The 12,699-nt window shown below is 38.8% G+C and carries 11 protein-coding genes; 3 read left to right on the plus strand and 8 right to left on the minus strand.

What is annotated here, in order from left to right; genetic code table 11:
* Positions 1-223 precede the first annotated feature (223 nt).
* The 4 genes from alaS to CDL10_RS09120 all read right to left on the minus strand — a co-directional run bounded on the left by alaS (position 224) and on the right by CDL10_RS09120 (position 5,133).
* Positions 224-2,860: an alanine--tRNA ligase gene (gene alaS / locus CDL10_RS09105; RefSeq protein ID WP_100678238.1), complete on the minus strand. Its 2,637-nt coding sequence runs from the start codon at positions 2,858-2,860 to the stop codon at positions 224-226.
* Positions 2,861-2,953: 93 nt separating this feature from the next.
* The gene (locus tag CDL10_RS09110; protein WP_100678239.1) at positions 2,954-3,973 is read right to left on the minus strand and encodes a hypothetical protein; all 1,020 of its coding nucleotides are present in this window, start codon (positions 3,971-3,973) and stop codon (positions 2,954-2,956) included.
* The gene (locus CDL10_RS09115; RefSeq protein ID WP_100678240.1) at positions 3,954-4,610 is read right to left on the minus strand and encodes a hypothetical protein; all 657 of its coding nucleotides are present in this window, start codon (positions 4,608-4,610) and stop codon (positions 3,954-3,956) included. The genes CDL10_RS09110 and CDL10_RS09115 overlap by 20 nt, the downstream gene beginning before the upstream one ends.
* Positions 4,594-5,133: an RNA polymerase sigma factor gene (locus tag CDL10_RS09120; RefSeq protein ID WP_317045746.1), complete on the minus strand. Its 540-nt coding sequence runs from the start codon at positions 5,131-5,133 to the stop codon at positions 4,594-4,596. The genes CDL10_RS09115 and CDL10_RS09120 overlap by 17 nt, the downstream gene beginning before the upstream one ends.
* A 269-nt stretch (positions 5,134-5,402) precedes the next feature.
* Between CDL10_RS09120 and ubiE the strand changes: the two genes are divergently transcribed.
* Together ubiE and porT are read left to right on the plus strand one after the other, a co-directional pair.
* The gene (gene ubiE / locus CDL10_RS09125) at positions 5,403-6,134 is read left to right on the plus strand and encodes a bifunctional demethylmenaquinone methyltransferase/2-methoxy-6-polyprenyl-1,4-benzoquinol methylase UbiE (RefSeq protein ID WP_100678242.1); all 732 of its coding nucleotides are present in this window, start codon (positions 5,403-5,405) and stop codon (positions 6,132-6,134) included.
* Positions 6,131-6,847 (plus strand): type IX secretion/gliding motility protein PorT/SprT, encoded by a 717-nt coding sequence (gene porT / locus CDL10_RS09130; RefSeq protein ID WP_100678243.1) that lies wholly within the window; start codon positions 6,131-6,133, stop codon positions 6,845-6,847. Before ubiE ends, porT begins: the two co-directional genes overlap by 4 nt.
* Positions 6,848-6,901: 54 nt before the next feature.
* Here porT and CDL10_RS09135 read toward each other — a convergent pair whose 3' ends face one another.
* The 4 genes from CDL10_RS09135 to CDL10_RS09150 form a co-directional block, all read right to left on the minus strand.
* Positions 6,902-7,906, minus strand: coding sequence for an acyl-ACP desaturase (locus CDL10_RS09135; protein WP_100678244.1), 1,005 nt, complete (start codon positions 7,904-7,906; stop codon positions 6,902-6,904).
* A gap of 35 nt (positions 7,907-7,941) precedes the next feature.
* Positions 7,942-8,673, minus strand: a complete 732-nt coding sequence (locus CDL10_RS09140; protein WP_100678245.1) for a lysophospholipid acyltransferase family protein — start codon at positions 8,671-8,673, stop codon at positions 7,942-7,944.
* Positions 8,674-8,753: 80 nt separating this feature from the next.
* Positions 8,754-9,164 (minus strand): BrxA/BrxB family bacilliredoxin, encoded by a 411-nt coding sequence (locus CDL10_RS09145; protein ID WP_100678246.1) that lies wholly within the window; start codon positions 9,162-9,164, stop codon positions 8,754-8,756.
* Positions 9,165-9,234: 70 nt separating this feature from the next.
* Positions 9,235-10,422 (minus strand): PepSY-associated TM helix domain-containing protein, encoded by a 1,188-nt coding sequence (locus CDL10_RS09150; RefSeq protein ID WP_207760150.1) that lies wholly within the window; start codon positions 10,420-10,422, stop codon positions 9,235-9,237.
* Positions 10,423-10,545: 123 nt separating this feature from the next.
* Between CDL10_RS09150 and CDL10_RS09155 the strand changes: the two genes are divergently transcribed.
* Positions 10,546-12,699, plus strand: coding sequence for a M3 family metallopeptidase (locus CDL10_RS09155; protein WP_100678247.1), 2,154 nt, complete (start codon positions 10,546-10,548; stop codon positions 12,697-12,699).

Genomic DNA, 12,699 nt, shown 5'->3' on the forward strand with positions numbered 1-12,699 from the left:
CACAATTAAGTTTAAATAAAATCCGGGCTGAAAAATTTTCAGTCCGGATTTTTTTTGTCATTCCGACGAAGGAGGAATCTTTGATAATCAATATCTTGAAATTGCTTCGCCAATTTGTAAGCTCAGGTCAATGACATTTTTTGGGCACCTTCTTTTTATATAATCCAAAAAAATCCTGTTTCAGTTGCGAAACAGGATTTTATGTTGTTAGTCACTTGGTAAATTACTCAATATAATTTTTCGCAGCTGTTAAAGCAGCTGTTATTCCGTCCGGGTTTTTACCTCCGGCGGTAGCAAAAAACACTTGTCCGCCACCACCGCCTTGAATATGTTTGCCTAATTCGCGAACAATTTGTCCGGCATTCAGGTTTTTATCAGTAGTTAAGGGTTTGGAAATGTAACAAGTAAGTGTCGGTTTACCATTATTGACAGAACCTAACAGAATAAAGAAATTATCTGCTGTATTGCCAATTTCATACACCAAATCTTTTACGCTGTTGGCGTCCAAATCAACCTGTTTTGCTAAGAATTGTATATCATTAACAGTACTGATTTCACTCAGTAATTCAGACTTTAATGCTTTTACTTTGTCTTTCAGTAAACCTTCAATCTGTTTTTTGAGTTGCTCGTTTTCGCTGTGCAGGTGCTCAATAGCTTTGAAACTGTCCTGAGGATTTTTTAGTAAAAGTTTAATTTCAGCTAGCGTATCTTCCTGCTTTTTGTAGAACTCTCTTACTGCATCACCCGAAATCGCTTCGATTCTTCGTACTCCGGCTGCAACAGCTCCTTCCGAAATAATCTTGAACGCCCAAATATCAGCCGTGTTGCTCACGTGGATTCCACCGCACAATTCCATAGATTCGCCAAATTTAATAGCACGAACATCATCGCCATATTTTTCGCCGAACAAAGCAATTGCTCCTTCATCGATAGCCTGCTGGTAAGGGATATTTCTTCGTTCAACCAAAGGCAGTTTGTCTGCAATTCTTTGATTGACAAATGTTTCTATTTGTCCGATTTCATCATCGGTTAATTTGGCAAAATGAGAAAAGTCAAATCGCAAGTAATCCGGCGAAACTAACGAACCTTTTTGCTCAACATGTGTGCCCAAAATAGCTCTCAATGCCTGATGTAGCAAGTGCGTGGCCGAATGATTTTTGGCAGCTGCATTCCGCAATGTCACATTAACTTTTGCGGTAAAACTTCCCTGAACGCTTTCCGGAAGTTTTTTAGTAATATGCAGAATAAGGTTGTTCTCTTTTTTGGTATCAATAATATCAATATTTTCGTTGGCAGAAACCAAAACCCCTTTGTCGCCAACTTGTCCTCCGCCTTCCGGATAAAAAGGCGTATGGTCTAAAACGATTTGATAAAAAATTCCATCTTTTTTGGAAGAAACTTTCCTCCAGCGGGTAATTTTCACTTCGTTTTCGGTTTGGTCGTAACCTTCAAATGTTTCGGTATTACCGTCGATAAGAATTTGCCAGTCGTCTGTAGCAACTTCCGATGCGGCTCTTGAGCGGTTTTTCTGTACCTGCATGGCTTTTTCAAAACCATCTTCATCGAGGTTAAAACCGTTTTCTCTCAAAATCAGAGCGGTTAAATCAACCGGGAAACCGAAAGTGTCGTATAATTCAAATGCTTTTTCGCCTGCAAAATTTTTGGAAGTGCTTTTCTTTATTTCTTCATCAAGCAGATGTAAGCCTTGCTCAAGCGTACGCAAAAAGGCGGTTTCTTCTTCCTTGATTACGTTGGTAACCAAATCTTGCTGAGTAATGATTTCCGGAAAGAATTCGCCCATTTCTCTGGATAAAACCGCTACCAATTGATGGATAAACGGTTCTTTGAGGTTAAGGAACGTAAATCCGTAGCGGATAGCACGACGCAAAATCCGTCTGATGACGTATCCCGCACCGTTGTTGGACGGCAACTGACCGTCGGCGATGGCAAATGCTACCGCACGAACATGGTCAACGATTACCCGAATGGCAATGTTTATTTTGTTTTGTTCCTCACTGATGTTTTTTATATCATTTTTGGTGTATTTATAGCCCGAAAGTTCTTCCACTTTCGCAATAAGCGGTGTGAAAACATCAGTGTCGTAATTGGACGTCACGCCTTGAATTGCCATACACAAACGCTCGAATCCCATGCCGGTATCGACGTGTTTTTCCGGAAGTTTTTCCAAATTTCCATCTGCTTTTCGGTTAAATTCCATGAAAACGTTGTTCCAGATTTCAACGACCTGAGGGTGGTCGGCATTAACAAGTGAACGACCGGGAATTTCGGCTCTTTCGCTGTCGGGACGTAAATCTACATGAATTTCAGAACACGGTCCACAAGGTCCCTGGTCGCCCATCTCCCAAAAATTATCTTTTTTGTTTCCGTGAATGATGCGGTCTTCGCTCACATATTGTTTCCAGATATCAAATGATTCCTGGTCAAACGGAACGTTTTCGCTTTCATTTCCTTCAAATACAGACACATATAACCGGTCTTTGTCGATTTTCAATACCTCAGTCAGATATTCCCAAGCCCAGGCGATTGCTTCTTTTTTGAAATAATCTCCAAAAGACCAGTTGCCCAGCATTTCAAACATGGTGTGATGATAGGTGTCAAAACCTACATCTTCCAAATCGTTGTGCTTACCCGACACACGCAGACATTTTTGGGTATCGGCAATACGTTTGCTTTTCGGCACAGCATTACCTAAAAAATATTCCTTGAACTGTGCCATTCCCGAGTTGTTAAACATCAATGTAGGGTCGTTTTTCAAAACAATCGGTGCAGATGGAACAATTAAATGGTCTTTGCTTTTGAAAAAATCTAAAAAGCTTCTTCGGATATCTTTGGATTGCATAGTTTTAACAAAATTTGATACAACCGACAAAAATACAATATTTTATCTGAAGAAAAAGGAACAAACAATCTGTTTATTCCTTTTTCGTATAGCTTACAGCAATTCCAGTACAAGTGCTACGTTCAGAATATTTTGGTCGGCAAATGACCTTTTAAATATCGGGTTGAGGTTGTATGTACCCCGAAGGCTGAAGTTTTTGTATCCGACATAGGCACTTACGCCATAGATAAAATGGTTAGCGTTGAATTTTGCCTGAGTATTTTCTTTATATTCTTCGCCGTTTTTTTCATAAACGAGAGATCGGCTTATTTGACTATAGCCAAGAAAGAAACCTGCTCCCACATAAAATGATTGACGTGATCTGATGATAGGGTTTCCGAATTCATCAAATTTCGGTTTGGAAAAATCGTATTCCAGATAATTAGACAATTTAATGTCAATAAGATTCATTCTCGACCGTTTTACAGGAAAATCTAAATCAACTAAGATAGTTTCATTGTTTACGTTCTCAAATGTCTTGCCGTTGCTTAATTTAAAAAAATGAAATAGAACGTCGTAATTTGACTTCCAATACCAGCTTGAAGTTTCTTTGCCCAAGCGGGTTTTAGCTCCGATTCCTACCCCGAATGACGATAATACATTACTCGAATAATAATCGTGATTACTTTTTCCATCAGCTAATATCATACTGTGACCGAAAGCGTATTCCGCTGATGCAAGCACTTTCTTTTCAATCAATTTTTTTTGGTAAGTACTCATATCACTGCTGAAATGAATATTGTTTTCAATTTTTTCATTAATCAATTTTTTGATTCGGTCTTCCTGCAGTTTGGTTTCGTCTTCGATTTGGCGTGCGTAAAATTCCGCTTTGACAATTCGGATAGAATCTGCTTCGGTTTTAGTCAGCTCGTTGTTTTCGAGTTTTTTCTCAATATCGTTCAGCTCTTTTTTCAGCTGTTCTTTATTTTTTTTGATTATGATATCAATATCATACGAAATATCATTGATCTTTCGTGTGAAAAATGTATTTTCTTGACTTTCGTCGGTTTTTTGAGCATTTGCAAAACCTGTACCCAGTAATATAAGTGCGGTACTAAAAATTATTTTCTTCATTTTCTGTCATTTTATTGTGTTCAACTGATGCGTTTATTTCTTTTATTTTTCGCCAAAGATTTTGTCCATCGGTATAAATGTTTTCCATCTGGCGTTCGATTTCTGCATTGTGTAATAACTTTTCAGGATTTACATAGATTTCGACCTGCTTTCTTTCTGTAAAAAACTTTTCCTCTTTGTTGTATTCCGACGGATAAACGATATTAAAATCGGTAGATAATTCCTCAGTTTTCTTTTTCGGATTTTCTTCTTCCGCAACAACATATTCTTCTGTTGAAGTAGATTGTGGTTGTGCTTTTTGTTTTGCGGATTTTACGGGTTTCTGTACGGTTGATTGATTTGATACAACTTTTTGTTTTTCTGTTTTCGATGTTGTTTTTTGTGTGGGTGCGTCCTCGACAATAACAGGCTGTTCAACAGCCTTCCGCAGATCTTCTTCCGGTTCTTTAAGGATTGACCATAATCCTATCATCAAAATTACCGATGCTGCTGCCGACCATAAATAACCATAAGATTTCCGTTTTTTAGATTGTTTTTTGTCTAAAAGTATTTCCATGCGTTCCCAGGCATCTGCTGAGGGTTGTATTTCTCGCTGATGAAAATGCTTTTTTATGTCTTTTTCAAAATCTTTCATCATCTGTATTTTTTATATGTTTCTTTAAAATCTTTTTTGCATAAGCCAGCTGCGATTTGGACGTACCGACCGATATGTGTAACATCTCTGAGATTTCGTGATGTTTGTATCCTTCTATGACATACAATATAAATATGTGTTTACATCCATTGGGCAAAGCGTCAATCAAAGCCTGATAATCTTCCGAATGGTCCTGCTCGCTGTGCAGTTTGGTTAGAAGATTCGGATTGATGTCGTCCACAAAAGCCAGCTTTTTTTTCTGACGCAGAAATGAAATACATTCGCGAATCATAACCTGGCGAATCCAGCCTTCAAAACTCCCATCGTTGTTAAATTGTCCGATATGCTGAAAAATTTTCATAAATGCATGTAACATAACTTCTTCCGCATCATGAAGATTTTTGGTATATTGCCGGCAAACACCCAGCATTTTTGGCGAAAAATGCTCAAAAAGCTGTTTTTGTGCCAAACGATTCTGTTGGATAACCTGTTCAATTAGCTGAACTTCGGAAAATTTTAATGCCAATGACTTCAATTTTTCGGTTCTTTAATTATATAGACGTATGAAAAGCAAAAATGGTTGTAAAGTGGGGTAAACTTTTTCTGTTGAGTACCAAAAATAGTTAAAACAATGTACTGAAGCTATATTTATACATAGAAATAATTTTGTAGGAAAAATTACAACTTGTGTAATCTACGATGAAACAATAAAAAAATCAATGTAGGGTTGTTTCAAAAAGACAGAAATAATTCTATCTTTGAGAATATCCTTATATTTGTAGAAATAATTCAAAAATGGCAGAGCAAATCCAACCTTATAAAGATTCTAAATTAGGTAAAAAACAACAGGTCGAACAAATGTTTGATACCATTTCGGGGAATTACGATAACCTGAACCGTATGATTTCGTTGGGAACCGATCAAGGTTGGAGACGTCATGTGTTGAAATTGGTTTCTGATACCAATCCGGAATCTATTTTGGATATCGCCACTGGTACGGGAGATTTGGCAATTTTGTTGTCGAAATCTGATGCTGAACGTATCGTCGGATTGGATTTATCAGCCGGAATGCTCGAAGTAGGCAAGGAGAAAGTAAAAGTTTTGGGTTTGCAGAATAGAATAGAAATGATTCAGGGCGATTCGGAAAACCTGCCTTTTGAAGACAACTCTTTTGACGCGATTACCGTAGCGTTCGGTGTGCGGAATTTTGAAAATCTGGAAAAAGGATTAGATGAAATTTTACGTGTATTGAAACCTAACGGGATTTTTGTGATCCTGGAAACCTCTGTTCCGACCAGATTTCCTTTCAAACAAGGGTATAATTTTTATATGAAAACCTTTATGCCGTTAATGGGGAAACTCTTTTCCAAAGACCGCAAAGCCTATACATATTTATCCGAATCGGCAAAAAATTTCCCTTTTGGGGAGGAATTGAACAATATTTTGCGTAAAATTGGGTTTTCTAATGTAAAACACTTGCCACAAACCATGGGCGTGGCAACAATATATACCGCATCAAAACAATGAAAAAAATACTGATTATTGTCGTTTTTCTGCTGATTTCCGTATCGGGTTCGGCACAATGGATTTTCGGAAAAAATCCTTACCGGAACCAACAATCGTGGGACGAGCAGCGTATTCACTGGGGTTATACCATTGGATTGAATACCTATGATTTTAAATTTAAATATAACGAAGATTATCTGAAAAACCGAGGCAGTCAGGAAATACTGACCGAAACCAGTTTTGGTTTTGCCGTCGGATTGGTCGGAAATCTGAGAATCATGGAATCGCTTGACCTTCGTTTTGAACCGAATCTCGAATACAACAAACGCGATTTGATTTTTCCTCATATCATTGACCCGGGAAAAGCCAGAAGAGAAGTCAGCACGACTTATCTGCATTTTCCGTTGTTGCTCAAATATTCCGCAGTGAGAACCGGGAATATCAGACCGTTTATTATGGGTGGTTTTTCTCAGAATATTAACCTGAGCAGTAATGAGAATTCTAAAGAAGATAACTATGAAGGAACTTTCCGAATGAAACGGCTCACACACAATTATGAGCTGGGTGTCGGAATAGATTTCTATTTCCCACACTTTAAACTATCGACTTCTTTGCGTGGCTCATTCGGAATGCAGGACGAATTAATCAGGGATTACAACGAAAACAGTCCATGGACGGGATATATCGAATCTATGAAAACCAGAGCGGTGTTTATCAACTTTACTTTTCATTAGGTCATAGAATACAATACAAACAAAGCCTTTCTGATTCCAGAAAGGCTTTGTTGTTTATTTAACCAAAGCAGGATTTACCCATTTGAAAACGTGTGATTCTTCGCTCACTTTCATTCTGTCTGCCAGGCGGGTTAATCTGTCTGGAAGTTTCATGAGATAATCACGAGCTTTTTCCGCTTCGTCGGTCAGGTTGTCAATTTTATCAATTTGCCAGCGGTTGATTAGTTTATTGAGAATATCTACATAATCCATCGAAGTGTAAACTCCGATTCGCTGTGCAGATTCTGAAAACTGATGAAATGCCTCACCGATTTTTCCACCCGATTCCCGGACTAAATTGGCAGGCATGGTAATTTTTCTTTTCATCATGTAATGGAAAGCTTTCATCATTTCAGACGGGTCAACCTGGAAAATTCTGTCCACGAATTCCGAATAAGCATGATGATGTCTCATCTCATCGCCGGCAACCAGTTTACACATTCTGGACAACTTGTGATTGTCGTATTGTTTTGCCAGCTGAGCTACTCTGTTATGGGAAATATAAGTTGCCAGCTCCTGGAAACTGGTAAACACGAAATTTTTATAAGGGTCTCTGTCCGTACCCGGGTCAAAACCATCATTGAGCAGGTGGTGGGTAGATATCTCCACTTCTTTCATGTTTACTCTGCCAGACAGATACAAGTATTTATTTAGCAAATCTCCATGTCGGTTTTCTTCTCCCGTCCAGTGTCTTATCCAGTTTGCCCAACCATTGCCTGGATCTTCTTCTCCGGCTTTCTGGTTCACACCTTCAACGTCCATCAGCCATGATTCGTAGGTAGGTAAGGCTTCTTCGGTAATGGTGTCGCCAACCAAAACCACCCAGAAATCATAAGGCAATTCTTTTGCCAGCTCTCTCAGTTCTTTTATTTCTTCCAGAAATTCTTCGTTCTCTGAATCGGGCAGTAAGTCTGACGGCTGCCAGATTTTTTCCACCGGAATCAGATATTTCTGGACAAAATCATTGATGTTTTTTTCCAGAAACTGCATTACTTCCAGACGTACATTTTTTATTGACATAACAATTGTTTTTTGCCTTATTGCTAAGGCTTGTTTTACTTTATTTCTGACAGAATTGCGGTATGTGTTTTCTCAAAAATTTCCTCAAAACTGTACTCGCTTATTTTCATTGCCGGGTGAATATACATTGACAAACTGGCTCCTAACCCCAACGGAAACATTCCGTATCGGAATATTTTCCACGAATTGTTGATGGTTACAGGTACAATATAAGCATTTGGTGCATATTTACAAAGAATTCTCAGTCCGTTTTCTGAAAATTTTTTCGGCTTACCCGTTCGAGAACGGGTGCCTTCGGGATAGATTACTGCACTTCGATTGTGCTTTTCTATATATTGTCCTAATTTTTTTATGACTACCAGAGCTTGTTTTGAATCTTTCCGGTCAATCAACACCGAGCCACCATGCTTTAAATTAAACGATACACTTGGGATTCCTTTTCCCAGTTCTTTTTTGCTGACGAATTTCGGGTGTTTTTTTCTGAGATACCATATTTTCATCGCTATGTCGTACATACTCTGATGATTGGATACAAATATCACAGGCACGTCTTCCGGAATCGTTGATATGTGTTGTGTCTGATAAGTTGTTCCTAACAGATTACCGCAACGCAACAAAAACCAGTTAAGTATATCCACACTTTTTTTGTGTGCCCGGTAACCAAACCAATTCAGGCAAACCCATTGTATCGGGTGAAAAATCAATAAGCTCAACCCGAAAAAAATGTAAAATATAACGGTTATCGGATAGGATAATATCTTTACCACGCTTGTCTTTTTTCAAATATAAACAAAAACCACCTTAAATTTTGGTGGTTTTCTTACTTTTTCTCAACCTTTTTTCTTGCTTAGCAATATTCGTTGTATGCCGCTTTCAGGTTTTCAGAGATGATTTCAGCCGGGTGTCCTTCGATGTGGTGTCTTTCCAGCATATGTACCAATTCGCCGTCTTTGAACAATGCCATAGATGGTGATGATGGCGGAAACGGAAACATTTTTTCCCGTGCTGCATCAACAGCTTCTCTGTCCACACCTGCAAATGCAGTAACGATGTGGTCAGGTTTTTTAGCATTTTCCAAACTCATTTTTGCTCCTGGACGGGCGTTGCGTGCTGCACAACCACAAACCGAATTGATAACCACCAAAGTTGTTCCCTGTTGTGACAATGCACTTTCTACATCTTCTGTTGTATATAATTCTTTAAAACCAGCCGAAACTAATTCTTCTTTCATTGGTTTTACAATCTCTTCTGGATACATAGTCTAATTATTTTAATTCCACAAATTTACAAAAAAACTTTAATTTACAGACTTAATAATTTCTTAAAAATCACTTCTTTTTCGGTTTCTTTTTCATTTTGTTCAGCCAGATGAAAATACCGGTTAAAGGTAGCGAAGTGGCTATCAGGCAAGAGATAAAATACAGCCATTTTGAGAAAGTGCCGTAAATAGTTCCCATATGAATGGCTTTGATTTGCTTGGCGATTTTCTCGCCGAAACGATAATCGTCAAACAGTTTTTTTTCGGTTACTTCGCCTGTTTCTGCATGAATGCTGATTTGGTCGTATGCCGTAGCATTAAAACGGTTTTCGTTATATTTTGTGACAGAATAAATACCATTTTTTTCCGGTGAACCAATCGAAACCTGACCGTGATACGGTAATTCTTTCTGTGCGATTTGCAACGCTTTTTCGTACGAAATCACAATGTTCGGTTTTGCGTTTTCTTCTTTCTTCTTTTTGTTTGATTTCTCCGGTGATTCTCCGTTTTTCAGCGATGACGGTGCTGGATATTTCCCCACTTGGGCATCAAGTGTGACCGATAGGAATTTTTTATACCAGTCAAACGACCAGAACAAACCGGAAAATGCCATTATCAGCAATAAAATCAAGCTATAAAAGCTCAAAGTGACGTGCAGGTCGTGGTTGATTCTTTTCCAGTTGGCTTTCCATTTTATTTTCAGTCCGGGTTTAAGGCTTTTGAAACCTTTGATTTTTTTTGGAAACCATAAGATGAATCCTGAAAAACACAGTATAATGAATATAATCGTGGCAATTCCGACAACAGGTCTGCCGATTTCTGTATCGAGCATCAGCCAGCGGTGCAGTTTGAACATTGTCATGAAAAACTCGGAAGCTACACCTTTCGTTCCGCCTTTGATTTCGCCGGTATAAGGGTCAACCAAAAAAGTTTCGCCCCGGCGGTTTTCCGGATTGGTGCTTGCGTTTATTTTATAAGTCCGCTTTTCGTCATTGGTAAATGTAATGCGGTTGATTGTGCCTTTCGTTTCGTCAGCCGTAATCTGAGCCAATTCGTCGATAGTCAGTTTTTGGTCTAAAACATTTTCTACTTGATATTTATCAGGCTCTAACCATTCTTCAATCTCTGTTTTGAATACATAAACCGTTCCGGTAAAGCAAACAACAAACAGCACCAGAGAACTCGCCACACCCAGCCAAAGATGGAGGTCGTTCATGAACTTTCTGAATCCGTACTTTTTCTGTTTCTTGGCAGACATTTTATTTATTTAGATTAATTTAAAAGAGCAAATATAAAGCAAACATTGATATCTTCAAATTAAATTATTTAGATTCGTTAAAATTTAGTATATTCGTGGCAAAACCTAAATAATCTTACTTCAATGAAAAAAAATGTTTTAATCATTCTGACGTTAGTTGGTGTAAGCCTTGTTTCATGTGATAACAAAAAAAAGCAGAGTAACCCCCTGCTTGCCGAATGGAATACGCCTTATCAGATGCCCCCGTTTGACCAAATCAAAAATGAGCATTATCAGCCGGCAATTAAAGAAGCTATTGAGAAACAACAAGAAGAAATCAAAGCCATTGCAGAAAATGCCGATACACCTGATTTTGCCAATACCATAGAAGCATTGGAAAGTTCCGGAAAAGATTTAAAACGCATCACACGGGTGTTTTACAATGTGAAAAATGCCAATGGTGATGAAGAACTGCAAAAAATCGCAGAAGAATTAGCACCGGTTTTATCCAAAAATTCAGATGATATTTTCCTGAATGAGAAATTATTTGCCAGAATCAAATCGGTAAACGAAAACGGAGAAATAACCAGCCAGCTTAAACCGGAACAAAAACAATTATTGAAAAAAACCTACACATCATTTGTTCGGAACGGAGCTAATTTGCCGGAAGAAAAAAAGGAAAGATTAAGAAAAATCAACAGTGAAATCGCCTTGCTGACACTAAAATTTGGTAACAACGTACTCAACGAAACCAATAATTACACTTTGGTTGTTGCCGACGAAAGCCGGTTGGCAGGATTACCGACTCCGCTGATTGAGACCGCCGCCAAAGAGGCAGAAAACAGAGATCAGAAAGGCAAATGGGTGTTTACGTTGAACAACTCATCTGTGATGCCGTTTCTGCAATATGCCGAAGACCGTGAGCTGCGTCAGGAAATCTGGAATGCTTATCAGTTGCGAGGTAATAACGATAATGCCTATGACAACAAAGAATCTTTACTGAAAATTGCCAATCTTCGGTTGGAAAAAGCAAACATTCTGGGGTATAAGTCGCACGCGGCTTATGTGTTGGAAGAAAGTATGTCAAAAACACCTGAAGGAGCAATGGATTTGCTGAATCAGCTTTGGCAGCCGGCTTTGCAAAAAGCTAAAAACGAAGCGGCAGATATCCAAAAATTAATGCAACAAGACGGCATTCAGGGTGATGTTACACCGGCAGACTGGCGATATTACTCAGAAAAAATCCGCCAGCAGCGATATGATTTTGATGAAAACCAGATGCAGGCATATTTCAGTCTGGAAAACACCAGAGAAGGGATTTTTATGGTTACCGAGAAATTATATGGGTTAAAATTTGAGCAGCTCAATGATGTTCCGGTCTATCACGAAGATGTAACTGCCTGGAAAGTGACTGAAAAAGACGGTAGGGAAATTGGTGTTCTTCTGATGGATATGCATCCGAGAGCAACCAAAAACGGTGGTGCATGGATGACTTCCTACCGACCGCAAAGTACCGTGAACGGGGAAAGAATCAAACCAATTATTTCGATAGTGTGTAATTTCACACAGCCGACAGATTCTACGCCGGCTTTGTTGACATTCGATGAAGTAACCACATTTTTCCATGAATTCGGACATGCTTTACACGGATTATTGTCTGATGTGCAATACGAAAGCCTGGCAGGAACAAGCGTTCCGAGAGATTTTGTAGAACTGCCTTCGCAGATTATGGAAAATTGGGCAGAAGAGCCGGAAGTGCTGAAAATGTTTGCCAAACATTACCAGACCGGCGAAACCATTCCGGACGAAATGATTGAAAAAATGAAAGCAACCGGAACGTTTAATCAAGGATTTGCCACTACCGAATATCTGGCAGCGTCTATTCTCGACATGATGTATCACGCCATCGAAGAACCGCTTGAAGGCGATGTGGTTTCGTATGAAATCAACAGTATGAAACAAGCCGGACTGACAGATGCTATCATTCCGAGATACCGAAGTACCTATTTCAATCATATTTTTTCAGGCGGATATTCGGCAGGATATTACAGCTATATCTGGTCTGAGGTTTTAGACAGTGATGCTTTCGAAGCTTTTAAATCAACCTCGTTATTTGACCCGGAAAATGCAGCATCGTTCCGAAAAAACATTTTGGAAAGAGGCGGCACGCAAGACCCTGAAGAACTCTATGTGAATTTCAGAGGAAAAAAACCAAGCATAGAACCGTTGCTTAAAAAACGAGGATTGGATATTGAAATTAAAGATAAACAACCCGAAATTAACCTTAAAAAATTATAG

It is taken from the genome of Avrilella dinanensis (genome assembly GCF_002807015.1).
GTDB lineage: Bacteria > Bacteroidota > Bacteroidia > Flavobacteriales > Flavobacteriaceae > Flavobacterium > Flavobacterium dinanensis.

Bases quoted from the DNA above. Each gene is read 5' to 3' on its own strand.
- CDL10_RS09110 (WP_100678239.1), bottom strand. From the start codon at position 3,973: ATGAAGAAAATAATTTTTAGTACCGCACTTATATTACTGGGTACAGGT.
- CDL10_RS09150 (WP_207760150.1), bottom strand. From the start codon at position 10,422: ATGTCTGCCAAGAAACAGAAAAAGTACGGATTCAGAAAGTTCATGAAC.
- porT (WP_100678243.1), top strand. From the start codon at position 6,131: ATGAAAAAAATACTGATTATTGTCGTTTTTCTGCTGATTTCCGTATCG.
- alaS (WP_100678238.1), bottom strand. From the start codon at position 2,860: ATGCAATCCAAAGATATCCGAAGAAGCTTTTTAGATTTTTTCAAAAGC.
- CDL10_RS09145 (WP_100678246.1), bottom strand. From the start codon at position 9,164: ATGTATCCAGAAGAGATTGTAAAACCAATGAAAGAAGAATTAGTTTCG.
- CDL10_RS09155 (WP_100678247.1), top strand. From the start codon at position 10,546: ATGAAAAAAAATGTTTTAATCATTCTGACGTTAGTTGGTGTAAGCCTT.
- CDL10_RS09135 (WP_100678244.1), bottom strand. From the start codon at position 7,906: ATGTCAATAAAAAATGTACGTCTGGAAGTAATGCAGTTTCTGGAAAAA.
- CDL10_RS09115 (WP_100678240.1), bottom strand. From the start codon at position 4,610: ATGATGAAAGATTTTGAAAAAGACATAAAAAAGCATTTTCATCAGCGA.
- ubiE (WP_100678242.1), top strand. From the start codon at position 5,403: ATGGCAGAGCAAATCCAACCTTATAAAGATTCTAAATTAGGTAAAAAA.